At 71.2% G+C, this 17110-nt stretch carries 15 protein-coding genes; 1 reads left to right on the top strand and 14 read right to left on the bottom strand.

Translation table 11 applies throughout. From position 1 onward, the window contains the following. Positions 1–32: 32 nt before the first annotated feature. The 13 genes from Strain318_RS03850 to Strain318_RS03790 form a co-directional block, all read right to left on the bottom strand. Positions 33–956: a histone deacetylase family protein gene (locus Strain318_RS03850; RefSeq protein ID WP_367887210.1), complete on the bottom strand. Its 924-nt coding sequence runs from the start codon at positions 954–956 to the stop codon at positions 33–35. Then, a complete protein-coding gene (locus tag Strain318_RS03845) occupies positions 953–2071 on the bottom strand; it encodes a hypothetical protein (RefSeq protein WP_367887209.1) in 1119 nt (372 codons plus the stop codon). Before Strain318_RS03845 ends, Strain318_RS03850 begins: the two co-directional genes overlap by 4 nt. Next, the gene (locus Strain318_RS03840; protein ID WP_367887208.1) at positions 2055–2666 is read right to left on the bottom strand and encodes a DUF4159 domain-containing protein; all 612 of its coding nucleotides are present in this window, start codon (positions 2664–2666) and stop codon (positions 2055–2057) included. Before Strain318_RS03840 ends, Strain318_RS03845 begins: the two co-directional genes overlap by 17 nt. Continuing rightward, positions 2666–4729, bottom strand: coding sequence for a hypothetical protein (locus tag Strain318_RS03835; RefSeq protein WP_367887207.1), 2064 nt, complete (start codon positions 4727–4729; stop codon positions 2666–2668). Before Strain318_RS03835 ends, Strain318_RS03840 begins: the two co-directional genes overlap by 1 nt. Next, positions 4716–6032, bottom strand: coding sequence for a BatA domain-containing protein (locus Strain318_RS03830; RefSeq protein WP_367887206.1), 1317 nt, complete (start codon positions 6030–6032; stop codon positions 4716–4718). The genes Strain318_RS03835 and Strain318_RS03830 overlap by 14 nt, the downstream gene beginning before the upstream one ends. Then, entirely contained in the window at positions 6029–6892 is an 864-nt protein-coding gene (locus Strain318_RS03825; protein ID WP_367887205.1) for a DUF58 domain-containing protein, read from the bottom strand. Before Strain318_RS03825 ends, Strain318_RS03830 begins: the two co-directional genes overlap by 4 nt. A 2-nt stretch (positions 6893–6894) precedes the next feature. Continuing rightward, positions 6895–7914 carry an AAA family ATPase gene (locus tag Strain318_RS03820; protein ID WP_437436322.1) on the bottom strand — a complete coding sequence of 340 codons (1020 nt, stop codon included), beginning with the start codon at positions 7912–7914 and terminating at the stop codon, positions 6895–6897. Further along, the gene (locus Strain318_RS03815) at positions 7911–8234 is read right to left on the bottom strand and encodes a hypothetical protein (RefSeq protein WP_367887204.1); all 324 of its coding nucleotides are present in this window, start codon (positions 8232–8234) and stop codon (positions 7911–7913) included. Before Strain318_RS03815 ends, Strain318_RS03820 begins: the two co-directional genes overlap by 4 nt. Then, positions 8231–8488 (bottom strand): hypothetical protein, encoded by a 258-nt coding sequence (locus Strain318_RS03810; protein WP_367887977.1) that lies wholly within the window; start codon positions 8486–8488, stop codon positions 8231–8233. The genes Strain318_RS03815 and Strain318_RS03810 overlap by 4 nt, the downstream gene beginning before the upstream one ends. Before the next feature lie 95 nt (positions 8489–8583). Next, entirely contained in the window at positions 8584–9228 is a 645-nt protein-coding gene (locus tag Strain318_RS03805; RefSeq protein WP_367887202.1) for a GAF domain-containing protein, read from the bottom strand. A gap of 40 nt (positions 9229–9268) precedes the next feature. Next, the gene (locus Strain318_RS03800; RefSeq protein WP_367887201.1) at positions 9269–10114 is read right to left on the bottom strand and encodes an aminotransferase class IV; all 846 of its coding nucleotides are present in this window, start codon (positions 10112–10114) and stop codon (positions 9269–9271) included. 3 nt (positions 10115–10117) lie between these two features. Then, complete coding sequence (locus tag Strain318_RS03795) at positions 10118–11644, bottom strand: hypothetical protein (RefSeq protein ID WP_367887200.1); 1527 nt, start codon at positions 11642–11644, stop codon at positions 10118–10120. A 10-nt stretch (positions 11645–11654) separates the two neighbouring features. Then, positions 11655–13028, bottom strand: coding sequence for a glycine--tRNA ligase (locus Strain318_RS03790; protein WP_367887199.1), 1374 nt, complete (start codon positions 13026–13028; stop codon positions 11655–11657). A 126-nt stretch (positions 13029–13154) separates the two neighbouring features. On the opposite strand from Strain318_RS03790, the gene Strain318_RS03785 reads away from it, so the two are divergent. Then, positions 13155–13913: an EAL domain-containing protein gene (locus tag Strain318_RS03785; protein ID WP_367887198.1), complete on the top strand. Its 759-nt coding sequence runs from the start codon at positions 13155–13157 to the stop codon at positions 13911–13913. Between the two features lie 15 nt (positions 13914–13928). Here Strain318_RS03785 and Strain318_RS03780 read toward each other — a convergent pair whose 3' ends face one another. Further along, positions 13929–17063, bottom strand: a complete 3135-nt coding sequence (locus Strain318_RS03780) for an AAA family ATPase (RefSeq protein WP_367887197.1) — start codon at positions 17061–17063, stop codon at positions 13929–13931. Positions 17064–17110: the final 47 nt, after the last annotated feature.

The raw sequence follows: 17110 nt of genomic DNA, 5'->3' as shown, positions 1-17110 counted from the left end.
CTACGGCGTCCCGGCTCCGCCGCCAGACGGCCTCACTGCAGCGCCTGCAGGTGGGCAATCACGCCCGCCCCGACGCGTGCCGGCTCGTACCCGCCCTCCAGCGCACTCACCAACCGCCCGCCACACCAGCGCTCGGCCCGTTCGACCAGCCCGCGCGTGAGCGTGGCGACGTCCTCGAGCTCCAGCGTGAACCCGCCAAGCGGATCGCGCGCCATGGAGTCGAAGCCGCTCGAGACCAGCACGAGGTCAGGCGTCCAATGCGCGGTGGCGGCATCGACCGCGCCGAACAGCGCGTCGAGATAGCGCTTCGGCGCGAGCCCCGGCCCCATCGGGACGTTCCACACCGTGTTGCGCGGGCCGCGGTCCTCCGCGGCGCCCGACCCCGGATACCACGGCCACTGGTGCATGGACACGAAGTGGATCCGTGGGTCGTCTTCGACGAGCGCCTGGTTGCCGTTCCCATGGTGTACGTCCCAATCCACGATGAGCACGCGCCCGGCGCCGCGCACCAACGCATGCTTCGCCGCGATGGCGACGTTGCCGAAGAGGCAAAACCCCATGCCCTGCGCGCGCAGCGCGTGATGCCCCGGCGGGCGCACCGCGCAGAAACTGCGCCGGTTGCGACCGTCCATCGCACGCTCCACGGCCTCGAGCACGCAGCCCACGCCGGCGCGCGCGGCGTCCCAACTGCCCTCGCTCACCGCGGTGTCAGCGTCGAAGCGGCCGCCGCCCGCCTCGCTCAGTGCGCGCACGGCGTCGATGTACCCGCGGTCATGGCACAGCGCGAGCTCCTCGACGGTGGCGTGCCGCCCTTCGAGCAGCTCCAGCGCCATGAACAGCTCGGGATGGTACTTGAGGGCACTGGTAATCGCGCGGACGCGACCGACGTGCTCGGGATGCTTCCATCCGTTGTCGTGGCGGCCGCAATCGGCGTGCGAGATGAACGCGAGACTCATGGAACTCCACGGCGGCGCCTGGACGCCCACTCGGCGAACAGGGCCAACAAGATGAGAGGGCCCAACCACCACGGAAGGGTAGCGGGCGTGGGCACGGAGCGGCGCGCGTCGGGACGCTCAGGGCCCAGCGCCTGCGTCAGGGCGGCGCGCGGCGCGGAGGCCCTCGCGTCCGCTTGCGGCGCGCCGAGCGCGGCGGGAGCGGCCATGCCGACGAAGCTAGACCAGAAACGGCGGTGCTCCTCGACCGCCGCGCCTTCGCCTTGCATGCGCCAGCGCCAGGTCTCCGCTTCCGGCAGCGCGAGCACACGGCCACGCCCCACGCGGCGCGCACGCGCGACGACGCTGCTGTCTCCACGGGAAAGAATCACGGAATCGGCGCGCGCCGGCAGCGCGCGGCTCGCGGCTGCCGAGCCGGCCAGGATCACTCCGCCTCCCGCGCGCACGAAGCGCTCGAGTGCGGCCGCATCACGGCGCGCGGTCGCGCTGTCGAAGACCACGACGACGCCATGCCGCGCTCGGTTCGGTGTCGTTGCACCCTGGGTGACGCTGCGGCCGCGGCCTAGCTCGAGACGCGCGTCGACGGACCACCCGAGTTCTTCCAGCGCCGCCATCGCAAAGCGCGTTTCCCAGCCCACGAGACCCAGCACGAGTACGGACTGTGGCGCGGCAGGGGTCGGCATGCCGGCGAGCGCCACGGACGCGGCCTCGCGCAGCTGCGGCGCGCCGCGGGTCGGCTCAGTGACGACCACGCCCGCCACGTTGAGCGAGTCCAAGACGTCGAGCGAATCGCGCAGCTCCAAGGCACTATCGCCGACTGCCGCGATGCGCCAGGCAGGGAGCGGCTCGCGCAGCGGCTCGGCCACGGCCATCACCGCCCGCAGCGGCCCGGACCACGTGATGGCGCGGCCGGCGCGCGCGAGCGCGGCCAGTGAGTCGCGCAGCACCGCATCGGGTGCGCCCCCGAGTTCCGCGTGCCGCGTCGTCGGCACATCGCTGCCGCGGCGCAACTGCCAGAACGATGCGGCCACCGCCACGGCCAGCGCCGCCAGCGCCGCGCCCCGCAGCAACCCCTCGATGCGCCACGCGCGCCGCAGCGACTCAGCGGGTGAGCGCATACACCACCACGTTCACGCCGAAGCGCGTGTTGTCCTGCGACATGAAGCGCTTGTTGTCGGGATGGTAGTTCCACTCCGACGCGTAGTCCTTGCTGCTGTAGAGCACGGCGATGCGCCCGTCGAGCAGCACGGCCTGCAGGTGCTTGTGCACGAGGTTGTCGCCCCAGCCGTTGAGCTCGTGGCTGGTCGTCGGCGGCCCGTCGCGGAACTCGAAGAACGCACGATACAGCTCGTGGTCGTTCGGCAGGTCGCGCAGCGGGCCGACGGCGCGCGCGATCTCCTCCCAAGCGGTGCGGTGGAACTCGCCGTCGATGTCGTGGTTATGGTCGTCCACGAAGAGCAATCCACCACGTCGGCAATACTCGCGCAGCGTGTCGCGCTCGACGTCGCTGAAGCGCACGGGCAGGTGGCCGGTGAGGAACACCAGCGGATACTTGAACAGGTCGCGCGAGCCGAGCGGGACGACCACGCCAGTCGGCGCGACATCGATCGTCGTGTAGCGCGCGATCGAGTCGATGAGATTCGGCGCGACCATCGGCGCCGAGTCCCAGTCGCCGGAGTCGTATTGCGCGGTGGCCCAGTTGAACTCGGCCATCACTGCCCCCACGCGCCGAGCGCCCCGCGACGCGGAGGCGTCGCGACCAAGGCACGACGGGCAGCACTCAACGCCGCCGTCACGTCACCACCGCGCCGCAACGCGTTCGCCGCGGCATCCAAGGCCGCGGCCTCACGGCGCGCGGACTCCGGCAGGCTGACGCGCAGCATCAGGAGCGAGTCCGCGGTGGCAGCTGGCGCGGCGGTGACGAGTCCGAGCACGCGGTCAAAGCGCGCCAGCCGCTCGGCGCGCGTCGGATCGGCAACCGGGCGCGCACTGCGGCCGGTCGGGGCGCCCTCGTCCTTCCCGGCAAGGCGCACGCGCGCGAGATCCACCACCACGGGCGAGGGACGGCCGCGCAGGTAGATGCGTTCGGCCGCGCGTGCCGCCTGGAGCGCGGCGATGGCGCGTTCCATCCACGGAATCGCGGCCGCCGGTTCGCCGAGCTCGAGCTCGGACGCCGCACGCCACATGTGGTTGTAGGCCTCGAGCAACGGGCGATTCAGCGCCACGATCGGCGTCTCTTCCCCGTGATTGTCGAGACTGCGCGTCGGGTCCGCGTTCGCGGCGCGCTCCGCCGCGGCCAGGATATCGTTTGGATCGAGCGGACGCTCCTCACCGTGTGCATGGCCGTCGCCGGGAAAGTGCGCGTGTTCGCCTTCGTTCTCGCCAAGGCGCTCGAACACGACGCGACCGACCCGCTGCCGCAGCTTGGTCTGGTCCACAGCGATGATGCGGGACTCGCGCACGACGGCGCTGCGCGAGAGCCGCGGCACGCGCGCGACCAACTCGCGGGTCTGTTGCAGGATCATCCGCTGCGAGAGGGCGTCCTTCTCGGGCTCGGACGGCGGCGCGGGATCCACGGCGACGCTGTCGTACTCATCGGCGCGGGCGAGACGGATCGTGCGTGTCTCCGACACGCCTCGGCCCGGGCCCGTGACGTCGTTGCGGTCGGTCGCGACGGCGCGCAGGTGCAGGATGTCGCCGGGCTTGAGGGCGAGCGAGTCGAGATTCAACGCGCCCGCGATACGGTCGTCGCGCGTGGCATCCGCGAAGCGGCGTGCCGACAACGTGAGGGAGCGGAACTCGTACAGCTCGCCGTCCCCGCTGCTGATGATGACCTCGAAGCTCGCCGCGGCGAGTCCAAGATCGTCGTGCAGCGTGGCGGCGATCGGCAAGCCGCCCGTGGCGCGCCGCATCACGCTGTCGCGCTGCGGAGTGTCCAGCCGCAGCACCGGCACCGAGTCCGCCAGCGGGTCGAGCAAGAGCACGCGCTCCTCGGCGCCCGCACGGAGTCGCATGGCGGTGGGACGCTCCGGCATGGTCACTAGGACCGCCCAGCCGCTGCCATCGGGCGCCGCCGCAAGCGCGGGAGCTTCGCCAAGGCTGGCGCGCACGTCGCCTCCGAACCCGCGAACGCGGATGCGGCTCCCGACCAGCGCCGTGAGCGCGGCGGGATCGTCGACGCTCGTCGACGCGAGGCCACTGTACGGCGGCGGCGACACGTCGGCCACGATCGTCGCCAGCGGATTGCTGACGGCGCGCGCCGCCGCACCCGGGCGCGCGAGCGCGTCGCCGGGGCGTGGGCTCGCGATGCGCGCCACCGCGCCGCTGGGCATGAACCAGAGCAATGCAACGCCAACCACCGCCGCGATCGCCGGCGGACGCAGCGCCGCCCGGGCGGCGCCGCCGAGGACGGTCTCCAGCGGCGCGTCGGCAATCCGCGCATCGAGCGACGGCAGCGGGGCACCGAGGCGCGTCACCAGTGCGTACTGCAGCTCGGGAATGCGCGCCTCGAACCAGAGGGCGAGCGCTTCATCGTCGGTGCGATGGACGTTGCGCACGGCGCGGATCGCGCCGACGCCAAGCACCAGCGCTGCCAGCGCCCACGGCAGCGACGTGGTCACGGTTCGCAAGCCGTGCGGCAGCCCAATCGCCACATCGAGGAGCAACAGGAGCGCGAAGCTGGCGAGCCCGGCCACCGCGCCGAGCAGCAGGGCACGGAGCAGCAGCGCGCCGAGGATGCGCGTGCGGGCGGCCGCAAGGCGCTTAGCGAGCGTCATCGGCCTGATCCCGGCGGCGCCACCACTGCTCGAACAGGAGAAGGACCAATGCCAGCAGCAACAACCACGGCGTGAGTGCCGACGTCGCCTGCGAGCCCGCGAATGCGGTGGCAGCAGCAAGCGTGCCCGAGCCGGCAAAGGCTGCTAGCACGGAGTCCTCCGGCGACGGCGACCGCTGGCCACCGCAGGGTTCCACCAACACGCGCAGCAGCTGCAGGAACGGCGCACGGAGCGTGAGGTCCCCGCGCGCGGGGACGCCGATGCCCACCTCGCGCAGGCAGCCCTGCCCCAGCGCGCGTTCGGCTGCAGCGGGTTCGCCGTCGCGCCAGCGGGCGATGATGCGGTTCGCCGCACGGTCGGCGGATCCCGTCGCGGACATCGTGAGGTCGAGGCGCGCCAGCGGCGCCACGAGCGCAGCCTCTTCACCGAGCGTCCCCAGGACGCCATCCGCTCGCACGGGCCGCGTCGTATCGTCTGGCCACGCCAGCAACACGCCGCCGGCCGTACGCTGCAGCCAGAGCGAATCCTCAGAGCCGACGGGGCCGCGCTGCACCCGGACGGCATGCGCACCGCGCTGCCTCAGCGCACCGGGAGCGGCGGACGCATCGTCGAGCGACGCGACGCCGGCCGCGACGGGATCGTCCGTTCCGATCGACGCAAGCTGTGTCGGCGGCGCCACGAGCGTGTCGACCGCAGCCGCGAGCTGCACGAGCTCCACGCGCCCCGGCCACGTCGCGCGTAGCGCCGGAGTCGCGGCGTCCCATGCCTCGGAGGGGAACGCGCTCAGCACGGTCACCGCGAGCGAATCCGCCCCCCGCGCAATCGTCGCCGCCGCATCACGCACTGCGACCAGCATCGGCGAGAGCGCAGCCGCGCGCACCGTCGGGAGCGCGAGACCCTCCAGCGAGGCTGCCGGGAGCACGCGGGCCGCCGTGTCGAACACCACCAAGGCATCGCCGTCGCCCAGCAGCGCCGCTGCGCGCGTGCGGGCCGCGTCGGCGTCGACGAGCGCGGTCGTCCACTCGAGAGCCACCACCCGGCGCACCGCCGGCCCCGGCGCATCGGGAATCGGCTGCGCAAACGCTGCGGCAATCAGCAGCACCGCGAGCACGCGCAGCGCCAGTAAGAGCAGGTCTGTCGGCCGCGACGTGCGCGACACCGCGCGCACGTCAGACTCAGGCACGAAGCGCGCCGTCGGCAGCGGACGAACGGGCGGACGCTGTGTGCTCAGCAGGTGCAGCGCGACCACGCCGGCCGCCGTCGCAACCCCGAGCGCGAAGACCCACGGCAGCACAAACGTCATCGCGCGGTCTCCGGCGGACGCGCGATGCGCCGCACCGCCGCCTCGCTCGGCTCGTCATCGCGCACCTCGACGTACTGCACGCCATCCGCTCGCAGCGCGCGGGCCGTCGCCGCCCGGAACTCCGCGAACTGCGCCTGATACCCGGCGCGCGTCGCCGCGAACAACGGCCGCTGTCGACTGGCATCCTCCGGGTCCACGGCGAGCATCGGATCCGCGGCAGGCTCTAGCTCTGCCGCGGAGACCACATGCACCAGCCACGCCTCACCGCCCCGTGCGATATGCCGCGCGAGCGCCCGGCGCAGCATCTCGAGGTCGCCGAGGCAATCGGTCACCACAAGGACACGCGCAGCCGCCGAGGTCACCGCATCGGCGAGCGGCGGCGCACCACCGGGTTGCACGACGTCGACGCTGCGCGCGATGTCGCCCACGATACCCGCGCGCGTCCGCGGCTCCAAGCGCCGCAGGCCGTCCGCCGTGGCAATCGACACGCCAACCGGATCGCCACTGGCGTGCGTCACCGCCGCGAGCCCCACGACGAGGCGCTTCGCCTGCAGCCACTTGTTCGGCTCACTCTCCGGGAACGCCATCGACGCACTCGCGTCGAGCAGCAGCGTGGTGCCGAGCACCGCGTGATCGGGCGCGAGCCGCACGAAGGCCTTGTCGCTGCGGGCGAGCAGTTTCCAGTCCAGTCGCTTCGGATCATCGCCCTGCCGATACGGCCGGTACTCGGCGAACTCCGGCGCGACGCCGCGCGAGCGGGCTTGGTGCGCCCCAGGCGCGCCCTGCGCGACCGGCCGCCGCGCGGGCCAACGCACGCCGCGCACGGCGTCGAGCAACGCGCCGTACGGGCCGACCGGCATCGTCAGATCCCGGTGAGGCCGCGGGGTTCGGGCACGCGCTCGAGCAGGTCCTCGACGATGCGCTCCGCCGTGATCCCTTCGGCCTCGGCCGCGAAGTTCGGCAGCACGCGATGCCGCAGCACCGGGCGCGCGACGCGACGGATGTCCGCCGGCGCCACATTCGGCCGGCCGGCGAGCAGTGCCGCTGCCTTCGCCCCGAGAATCAGCGCCTGACCGGCGCGCGGCCCGGCGCCCCAGCGGACATACTGCTTCACGAGCGGCGTCGCTTCGTCGCCGGACGGCCGCGTGGCGCGGGCGAGCGCGGCCGCGTAGCGCAGCGCCGCATCCGCGGCGGCGACCTCACGCGTCATGCGCTGCAGGTCACGCACTTGGTGGGCATCGAGCATCGGCGCGAGCGGCGCGTTGTCGACGCCCGTCGTGGCCCGCAGGATCGCGACTTCTTCGTCCGCCCCGGGATACCCGATGCGAATGTCGAAGAGGAAGCGGTCGAGCTGCGCCTCGGGCAGCGGGTACGTGCCTTCCTGCTCGATGGGATTCTGCGTGGCGAGCACGAAGAACGGCTCCGGCAGCGGCATCGTCGCGCCAGCCGCCGTCACGCGATGCTCCTGCATGGCTTCGAGCAATGCGGCCTGCGTGCGCGGCGGTGCGCGGTTGATCTCGTCCGCGAGGACGATGTTCGCGAACACCGGGCCCTGCACGAAACGGAACGCGCGATGGCCCGTCTGCGTGTCCTCCTCCAACAGCTCGGTTCCGGTGATGTCGCTGGGCACCAGATCGGGCGTGAACTGGATGCGCCGGAAGTCGAGGGACATGGCCTCGGCCACCGAGCGGATCATCAGCGTCTTCGCGAGCCCGGGCACGCCGACCAGCAGCGCGTGGCCGCCGGCAACCAGCGCCATCAGGATCTCGTCGAGCACCTCATGCTGCCCGACGATGCGCTTGCCGACCTCCGCGCGCAGACGCTGCGCGGCGGCCAGCAGGGCGTCGCGATCAGGCTGCGGGGCGACGGATGCAGCGCTCAGCGGACCGGCCGCCGATGGCGGTAGGTGAGCAGGAACGTGGAGCCATCGCGTGCGCCGGCCACATCGAGCGGCTGCGACTCATCGAGTACCTCGAAGCCGCGCAACTTCATCACGAAGTCCACGGTCGGCTGGTGCACGGGCAGGAAGGCGTCGAGCGCGGCCTGCTTGAGCGCGAGCACGGAGGTGTCCGGCGCGCAGCGCACGGCCAGCGTGTCCCAGAGTTCGGGCATCTGCACGCGCACGGTGATGGCATTCGGGGCCTCGGCGCCGAGCGCGAGCACGCCGGGGCGTGCACGCAGCATGTTGACGGCGGCGCTCACGCGACGGACCCGGCCGTCTCGACGGCCGGCGGCAGGGTCGAGAGGAACTGGGCCACTTGGGCGTCGAACATGTAGCTCGACGCGCTCACGGCGGTGCCGCCGGCCTCTTCGGTGGCGGCGATGACGATCTCCTCGCCGCCCTGGCCGCGCAGGCTCATCCAGTTCGGGCCCTGCTTCTCGAGGAACGCGGCGTAGATGCCGGAGCGTCGGGCAAAGAAGTCGCGCGCATGCGCGAGGACGTCGGCGGCGGGCATGGCGGTGCGCTGCTGCTGCCAGCGTGCGGCCGGACTGCTGATGACGAGACACGTTGGGGGGTTCTCCTGAGAGGTGCCGATGAGACACCTCAAATCTACACGTCGGTTGCTTCGCTGTCCCCTCTACGCGGCGCCACCGCGGAGCGTTCGTCCTCGAGCGCGGCCTCGGCGAGCCGCAACTGGCGTCGGAGCCTCTCCAACTCGTGGGCCGTGGCCAGGAGGTCGCCGACGACGCGGAGCATGGCCTTCGTCCCCGGGCGCTGCGCCCCAGGCGTCGCGAAGTAGAAGCTGGCCGCTCCGGCGAGGCCAGCCGGGCCGGCGAGGGGCACGGAGACGATGCCGTGGAAGCCGAGTTCGCGCGCCACGTCCTGCCAGTCCTCGAGCGCGGGGTCGGCGAACACGTCGCCGACCTCGATGAGGCGGCGCTCGGCGGCCGCCTCGCCGGCCGGCCCGAAGCCGACACGCACACGCATCTCCCCCAGCCAGCGGCGCCAGCGATCAGGCCAATTGTGCGCGGCCACGGGGCGCATGACCTCGGCGGCCCCCTCCAGGAGGAACACCGCCCCGAGCGCCGCCCCGACGGCCGGGCAGGCGCGATCCAGCGCGAACTGGTACGCGTCGCGGGCGTCGTTGGCGTTGAGGACGGCGTGGGCGATCTCCGCCAAGACGCGACCCGTCGAGTCCTCGGCCGCCGGCGTGGGCGGCGCGTCGGGGAGTTGCCAGCGCTTGCGGCGGGGCATCAATCGCCCAGCGGTCGGAACGCCGTGGATACCATGCGGCTCAGCGGCCGTATAGCCGCTTGGCAAACAGCTCGCGGATCGCCACCGTCGTCGGTCCCGGCGCTCCATCGCCCACCGGCTGCCCATCGAGCGTCACGACCGGTTGCACGTCCGTCGTCGTGCCGCAGACGAAGATCTCGCTTGCCTTCCGCAGGTCCATCAGGGTGTATGCACGCTCCTCGCAGCGGATCCCCGCTCCGCGGATGATCTCCATCAACACCGCGCGGGTGATGGACGGCAGCAGGTAGTTCGAGAGCGGCGTGGTGCGCAGCACGCCATCGATCACCGCGAAGCAGGTGGTCGCGGCACCTTCCGTGACCATGCCATCGCGGTGCAGGATCGCCTCGTACGCGCCCTGCTCCACCGCGGCCTGTCGCGCCAGCACGGGCCCGAGCAGGTTCACGGTCTTGATGTCGCAGCGGGCCCAGCGCTGGTCGGGATACGTGATCGCCTTCACGCCTTTGTTGCGCATCTCCATGTTCGGTACGAAGCGCGACGCCGAGGCATAGACCGTGTTCGCGGTGCCCGCGGGCGGGAAGTAGTGCGTGCGCGGCGCGGCGCCGCGGCTCACCTGGAGGTACAGCGTGGCCTCGCCCTCGGTGAGCGCATTGTCGCGCAGCAACTGCAGGCAGACGTCGCCAAGCGCGTCCGTGCCCGTCGCATCGATGCGCAACTCGCGCAGCCCATAGGCGAGGCGCTCGGCGTGCGCCGGCCACTCGAAGAGTCGGCCGCCGATGGCACGCACCACCTCGTAGATGCCATCGCCGAAGACGAACCCGCGATCCTCCACCGAAATCATCGCTTCGCCCTTCGGGACGAACTTGCCGTTCAGGTACACCGTCGCCATGGCTCAGCCCAGCATGCGTTCGATGCCGGCAATGACCGGCGCAAAGGACAGCCTCTTCCCCGCCACCCGCTCCGCCTGCTCGTGCGCCAGCTCGCGCTGCCCGTGCGCGAAGAGCTCCTCGACCATCCACGGTCCGCAGCGCGGATTGCGCCACCAGTCGTCGTCGAAGCGCTCGCGCAGCGATTCATCGAGCAAGGCCTGCAGCTGCCACGCGCGCAGGTAGCGCGCAGCATAGTAGCGGGCATCCACATCCACGAACGCATCGCTGCGCTGGTAGCGGAACCCCGTCGCCTTGGTCAGCGTCTCGACATACAGGTCCGGCAGCGCCGACCACGCAACCGCGCCGCTGTGGAGCTCCGTCTCGTAAATGAGCTTCGCGCAGTAGCGCCGGACGAAGTGCAGCTCCTCGAAGCCCATGTAGCGGAGGAACGCCGGCATCGCCTTCTTGTCGAGCCCCGAGTAGCGCGCGAGCCAGCCGCGGTCCTTGAGCCGGTGATCGAAGAGCATCGCGTAGCCTTCGGTCACGGAATTGTCGCCGAGCCAGCGGAACTCGAAGGGCAGCGTGCGGTGCATGTTGGCGAAGTGCAGCGCATGGCCCAGCTCGTGGAGCAGCGTCATCCAGTCGTTCTGGCCGCCGTGCGGGCGCAGCACGAGATGCACCACGTCGGGGATGCGCACCGGCGCGCAGAAGGCCCGCGGCCGCTTGCCTTCGCGTTCGCCGGTGTCGTAGCGCACGCGGCCCTCGGCGTCCGGCGAGATGCCCATCTCCGTCACCTGGCGGCGCACCTGGCGCTCCATTGCCTCCGCGGTGAAATAGGCATCGAACTCGGGCGCGCGCATCAGCGCGGCCACGTCGGCGCGCGTCGCCTCGTCGGGCGTGATGCCGAGTCCCTTCTTCAGGAACTCGGGGAAGACGTCGTCCCACACGTGCTGGGTGCCACGCAGGAAGGCTTCGCACTCGGCACGCAGCGCGGCGAGAGAGATGCCGCTCAGGGTCTCCCAGGTCGCATTGTAGCTGCCGGCGATGCCGAGCTTTGACACGACCTCGTGCTCGCGCTCGAGCTTTTCTTGCCGCATCGGCGCGAGCTCGGCCAGGACGAGCTTGGCGCGCGCATCGTCGAGCGTGTGCCTCGCCTTCGCGTCGCGCGTGTTGCCCAGCGTGATCGGCACGCGCTGGTACGGCTCCTGCGTGCCATCGGGTAACGACACGACGGCGGCGTTCTCCCAGGCGATCTCGCGTTCGTCGAGCGCGGCGAGTTCGCGCCCGACGCGCGATTCGAGCAGCCAGTCCACGAGCAGGCGCGCCGAGCGACGGTCTTCGCTCCCTTCGGCGGAGCCGCGCAGCAACTCGAGCGCCTGCGCAAACGCCTCGTCACCGTAGGCCGCCGCGTGTGCGGCATAGATCGGCTGGATCTGCGGCGCGGCCTTGAGGCCGGCGTACGCCGCGTGATACTCCGCGGAGATGGCCTCGAGGAAGGCCTCGCCGCGCGCACGCAGCGCGTCGAGCGGACTGGCGTCGCTGGCGGACATGCGGCCTGCCTCAGCCGACCAATGCCGAGTCGGCCGTCTTGTGATCGGCCTCGAGATACTTCGCGATCACTTCCACGACCTTGTCCGCCCCGACGCGGATCTGCCCCATGTTGTCGCGGAAGCGGATCGTCACGTCGTTGTTCGCGGTGGAGTCCCCGTCGATGGTGATGCCGAACGGCGTGCCTGCCTCGTCCTGCCGGCGATAGCGACGCCCGATGGCGCCCGCCTCGTCGTAGAACACGTTGAACTTCTTGCGCAGCGCCGCGGCGAGCCTCTCCGCCATCTCCGGCTGGCCGTCCTTCTTGGTCAGCGGGAAGACGCCGGCCTTGATGGGCGCCAGCGCCGGGTGGAAGCCCATCACCGTGCGTCCTTCCTGCTCGCCGGGGACGGCCTCTTCGCGCAGCGCGTTCACCATGATGGCCAGCGTCACGCGGTCCGCGCCCACCGACGTCTCGATCACGTACGGCACATACCGCTTGTTCGCCGCCTGATCGACGTACTCGAGCTTCTTCGTGGAGAACTGCTGGTGCTGCGTGAGGTCGAAGTCGCTGCGGTTGTGCACGCCCTCGATCTCCTGGAAGCCCAGCGAGCCGCCGAAGTCGAAGTTGATGTCGAAGGCCGCACGCGCGTAGTGCGCCAGCTCCTTCTCGCCGTGCTGGTGGAACTCGAGGCGGTCGCGGTCGAGGCCCAGCGCCAGGTGCCAATCGAGGCGCGCCTGCTTCCAGCGCTCGAAGTGCTCCATGTCCGTGCCCGGCTCGACGAAGAACTGCATCTCCATCTGCTCGAACTCGCGCGTGCGGAACGTGAAGTTGCCCGGCGTGATCTCGTTGCGGAACGCCTTGCCGATCTGCGCGATGCCGAAGGGCACCTTCTGCCGCGTCGCCTGCTGCACATTCAGGAAGTTCACGAAGATGCCCTGCGCCGTCTCGGGACGCAGGTACACGACGGCCGCCGAGTCCTCGACGGGGCCCATGAACGTCTTGAACATCAGGTTGAACTGCCGGGGCTCCGTGAGCTGACAATCCGTGTGCTCGCCCGGCTTCTTGCTCGGCTTCCGCGGGCACTGGGCATCGGCGAGCTTGTCGGCGCGAAAGCGCGCCTTGCAGGCCTTGCAGTCCACCAGCGGGTCGGAGAAGCCGCTCACGTGACCGGACGCTTCCCAGACCTTCGGGTGCATGAGGATCGCGGCGTCGAGGCCCTCGACGTCATCGCGCTCACGCACCATCGCATTCCACCAGCGCGCCTTCACGTTGTTCTTGAGCTCGACGCCGAGCGGGCCATAATCCCACACCGAGCCCGTGCCGCCGTAGATCTCGGAGGACTGGAAGATGAAGCCGCGGCGCTTGGCCAGCGAGACGAGCGTTTCGAGGACGTCGGGACGCATACGAGAGCGAAAAGTCGGGCGTGGGAGAGCGGGCGACCAGCCGAAATCTAACGCGCAGCGTATCGGCCCGGGGTCCGAGCCACGCGCCATCTGGCACCATCGCGGCGTGCTGCCGATACTTCCCCTGTGCCCGCCCTGCCCTCCCCTCCGCCCGCCCTGAGCTGCCGCGCCTGCCGAGACGGCGCAGGCCTCGACTTCGCCATCACCATGGCCTTCCAGCCCATCGTGGACGTGGAGGCCAAGACGGTCTTCGCGCACGAGGCGCTCGTGCGGGGCCTCCACGGCGAGGGCGCCGCGGACGTGCTGGCGAAGGTCAACGACCACAATCGCTATCGCTTCGACCAAGCCGCGCGCGTGGCGGCGATCAGCGTCGCCGCCGAGCTGCAGCTGTCGACGCCGGTCTCGATCAACTTCCTGCCGAACGCGGTGTACCGCCCCGAGACCTGCATCCGCGTCACACTCGAGGCCGCCGCCGAACTCGGCTTCCCCACCTCGCAGATCATCTTCGAGGTCAACGAAGCCGAACCCATCGGCGACCGGGCGCATCTCAAGGGCATCTTCGCCGAGTACAAGCGGAAGGGCTTCAAGACCGCCATCGACGACTTCGGGGCCGGCTACGCGGGCCTTGCCCTGCTGGCGGATTTCGAGCCCGACCTCATCAAGCTCGACATGGCCTTGATCCGCAACATCCACCAGGACCGCACGCGCCGCGCGATCATCGCGGGCACGCTGCAGACCTGCGCGTCACTCGACATCACGGTGATCGCCGAGGGCGTGGAGACGGACGACGAGGTTGCCGTGCTGCGCGACATGGGCGTGCGGCTTTTCCAGGGCTACCGCTTCGGGCGGCCAGCGACGCGCGCCATTCCTGAGCCGACCTGGTAGGCGCCGAGCGGCCGCTCAGCGCACGGGGCGCACGCGAACGTGGATGGCACGCCCGATGGCCCATTCCCACCCCTCTTCACGCGACGGGCTGACCGTCACGTTCACCGAGTCGCCGACGCGCACATCCGCCTGGCGTGTGCGTAGCCGCCCGCGCATGGTGTGGCCCACCTTCGCGCGCCCGAGGAGGCGTAGCTCCTCGTAGAACTGCGGCGGTTGGTCCTGGATGTCATCGCCGTCATTCCAGCGCGGCGCGCCGAACATCCAGTTCGTACTCGCGAACATGTGCTCGACGGTGTCGTCCAAGCCGAACAGCACCACGACGTAGTGATTGCCCGGCGCCGACGGGGCACGCAGGCTGAACGTGACGTGGCGCCACGCCTCGTGCACGGGCCGCGGCAGTCCAGCGAGGCGGATCGAGGCGTCCTCGCGAGGCTCCCATGTCGCCGCCGCCCCGACGAGGTAGTTCGCCGTCGCGCGCACGGTGGTGTACTGAAAGGTCAGATCCACCAGCAGCGAATCCCCCGCCGCGACGTCCACGATCAACGAGTCGCCGACCGGCACGCGGTTCACCTCCAGCTTGGTGATCCGGAAGTCATCGCCGACCGTCCCGGTGAACACACCGGTCATGGGCGCCCGCGCGGCGCGGACGAACCACGGCCCGGTCACGAGCAGATGCACTTGGCGCGCCGGCTCCGACGCCTCGACTGCGTCGAGCTGCAAGGCCAGACGCTCGAACTGCGCCGTGCCGTCCCGTGTGGTCCGTATGGTATCGCCAAAAAGCCGCCCCGCATCCGTGCGCACCGCGACGGCAAGTGGCGTACGCCAGGGTCGTCCGAATCCGTCTTCAACGCGCACGCGCGGCTGTACCTCGAGCGGCATCGCGATCTTGATGCCCGATTCCGCCATCGGCGGCGTCAGCACGACCACGCGCGGCTGCAGCCGCAACGCGAGCCACGAGACAGCGCCCAACAGGAGCATGCCACCAACCGTCGCGAGCACGCGTGCGCGCTCCGATTGGCGTCCCCAGAAGCCGAACCCTCGGAGGATGCGCCCTTCCCACTCCGGCCGGCCACACATGCGCGCGAGGCGGCGCCCCAAGGCGCGGCCGCGCAGTCCCGACTCGCGCACCTTCGGGGCTTCCAGCGCCGCGCGCCCCAACCGCACCGCCATCGCCGACGATTCATCACGCCCGGCGATCAGGGCGAGTTGGCCCAGCACCGCCACGGTGAGTCGCTCGGCGCTCCGCCAGTAGCGGAACAGCAGCTCCGCCGGCGATTCCGCCGCCACCGGCGCCGGCACACTGCGCAACTCATCGGCGATGGTATCGTGCGCCAGGGCCCAGGTGAGGTCGCGGGACTGCGCGAGCCCCAGTCCTTCGAGATGACGCAGCGCTTGGCGCAGGGCGTCCTCCGTGGGAGGCGCCGTGCGACTCTGCATGGTCCCGATGAAATCGCGCTCCTCCAGCGGACGTCCCCAGGTGGCGAGCACCTCGAGCGAGAGGCGCGCCAACGGGTCGAGCCCCGCGACGAGCGCCGTCGTGCCCGCCGTCTCGTTGGCCATCGCCAGCAGTGCGTCGGGCCGATCGCTGGTCCACGCCCCTCGCTCGACGTGCAGCAGGCGCGCCGCGCCGAGCGAGCGCACCATGGCGAGCACGAGCTGCGGCACGCCGCGCGAGCGCCGTTCGAGGGCGACCACGAGGTCGTCCGCCCAGGGAATCTCCGGCAGCGTGGCCACCGCCGAGAGCAGCGCGCGGATATCGTCGACGCCGAAGGGCAAGACCTCGATCACGCTGAGGTCGGTGCCCACCGCGGTGTCCGTCGAGTTGCGCGAGGTCCACAGCTGCAGCAGGCGGCTGGTGGCGATGGGCCGTGTCCCGCCGATCACCAGCAGCGATTCCTCGTCCGCGTGGTGCAGGTTGTCGACCATCACGACGACCAGACGTTCCTCGGACACCGACGCCAGCAGGTCGGCGAGCGCATCCTGCAGCGCGCGGCGGCGGTCGGCGTCGCTCCGCACCGCACGAGCGATCGTCGCGCCGGGAAATCGCTCGCGCAGTTCCGGCACGATGCCGATGAGCTGCGTCGCCGAGAGCTCCGTGATGCCGAGGGCACCCGGCAGCGCGCACAGCGCGCGCACCAGGTCCACCAGCGCGGCGAAGCGCACGTCCTGCATGGCCGGCTGCACGCTCACGCGCACCACGCGGGCGCCGCGCAGCCGCAGGCGTGCCTCCAGCTCGTCGAGCACGCGCGTCTTGCCCACGCCCGCGGGCCCGTAGAGCAGCACGCGCTGCACCGCGCCCGCGCGCGACTTCTCCGCCATGCGCGAGAGCTCACCGAGCAACGGCTCGCGGCCCACGAGCTGTTGGCCGACCGTCGCGAGCGCCATCGCCGGCCCCGCCGGCACGTGCGCCGGATCCGCCGCCGCACGCCGCGCCCGCGCGATGCGCTCGGCCAGCGGCGGCGGCAGCGACATCTCCTGCGAGGCCAGTCGCGCGCCGTGGGCGCTCAGGCGCTCGATGGCCTCCATGCGATTGCCCGTCGAGACCAGCGCGTCGAAGAGCTGCACGACGACTTCGGAACGGTCGGGGAACAGGCGATCCAGCTCGCGCGCGACGTGCAGCGCGGCCTCGCTCTCGCCGGCCGCCAGTCGCGCCGGGATGACACCAGCGGCTTGATCCAACAAGAGCCGTTCCAGGCGCAGCCGCTCGGCGCGCATCCAGCGTTCGAACTCCACCGCGCCGCCGATCGGCAGCCCGTCGCAGAAGGCACCGCCGTAGGCGGCGAGCATCGCGTCGAAGTCGCTGCGACGCGAGGCGGCGAGGAAGGCGTGGCGGTCGCTGGGCAGCCGCTCGATGTCGACGGAGAGGAACTCGCGGTCGCTACGGAGGATCTCGTCGCCGAGGGCTTGCTTGAGCGCGTAGACGGCTTGGCGGAGCGAGGCGCGGGAGCGGTCCGGGGATTCGTCGCCCCAGAGGAGGTCGGCGAGATGTTCGCGGGTGTCGGGGCGGCCGTCGAGGGTGCTGAGGTAGATCAGCAGGGCGAGGGGTTTGCCGCCGCGGAGGACAGCGTGCGCCACCCCGTCCTCGAGTCGCTCGAGTTGAGGTGCCCCGAACGACTTCAGGTGCACGGGCAGGTCAGCGGAGGTCGGCATTCGCGAACGAACGTAACTCCGGCCGCACGCTGCCCGTCAACTGAGAT

Source organism: Pseudogemmatithrix spongiicola (genome assembly GCF_030623445.1).
GTDB lineage: Bacteria > Gemmatimonadota > Gemmatimonadetes > Gemmatimonadales > Gemmatimonadaceae > Pseudogemmatithrix > Pseudogemmatithrix spongiicola.
The sequence above is the reverse complement of the archived record's forward strand: the minus strand, read 5'-3'. Positions and strand labels throughout refer to the sequence as shown.

What these genes read in the sequence shown, in the direction of transcription:
- Strain318_RS03800 (WP_367887201.1), bottom strand. Translation starts at nt 10,114, where the DNA reads ATGGCGACGGTGTACCTGAACGGCAAGTTCGTCCCGAAGGGCGAAGCG.
- Strain318_RS03805 (WP_367887202.1), bottom strand. Translation starts at nt 9,228, where the DNA reads ATGCCCCGCCGCAAGCGCTGGCAACTCCCCGACGCGCCGCCCACGCCG.
- Strain318_RS03810 (WP_367887977.1), bottom strand. Translation starts at nt 8,488, where the DNA reads ATGCCCGCCGCCGACGTCCTCGCGCATGCGCGCGACTTCTTTGCCCGA.
- Strain318_RS03850 (WP_367887210.1), bottom strand. Translation starts at nt 956, where the DNA reads ATGAGTCTCGCGTTCATCTCGCACGCCGATTGCGGCCGCCACGACAAC.
- Strain318_RS03795 (WP_367887200.1), bottom strand. Translation starts at nt 11,644, where the DNA reads ATGTCCGCCAGCGACGCCAGTCCGCTCGACGCGCTGCGTGCGCGCGGC.
- Strain318_RS03835 (WP_367887207.1), bottom strand. Translation starts at nt 4,729, where the DNA reads ATGACGCTCGCTAAGCGCCTTGCGGCCGCCCGCACGCGCATCCTCGGC.
- Strain318_RS03840 (WP_367887208.1), bottom strand. Translation starts at nt 2,666, where the DNA reads ATGGCCGAGTTCAACTGGGCCACCGCGCAATACGACTCCGGCGACTGG.
- Strain318_RS03825 (WP_367887205.1), bottom strand. Translation starts at nt 6,892, where the DNA reads ATGCCGGTCGGCCCGTACGGCGCGTTGCTCGACGCCGTGCGCGGCGTG.
- Strain318_RS03790 (WP_367887199.1), bottom strand. Translation starts at nt 13,028, where the DNA reads ATGCGTCCCGACGTCCTCGAAACGCTCGTCTCGCTGGCCAAGCGCCGC.
- Strain318_RS03780 (WP_367887197.1), bottom strand. Translation starts at nt 17,063, where the DNA reads ATGCCGACCTCCGCTGACCTGCCCGTGCACCTGAAGTCGTTCGGGGCA.
- Strain318_RS03845 (WP_367887209.1), bottom strand. Translation starts at nt 2,071, where the DNA reads ATGCGCTCACCCGCTGAGTCGCTGCGGCGCGCGTGGCGCATCGAGGGG.
- Strain318_RS03830 (WP_367887206.1), bottom strand. Translation starts at nt 6,032, where the DNA reads ATGACGTTTGTGCTGCCGTGGGTCTTCGCGCTCGGGGTTGCGACGGCG.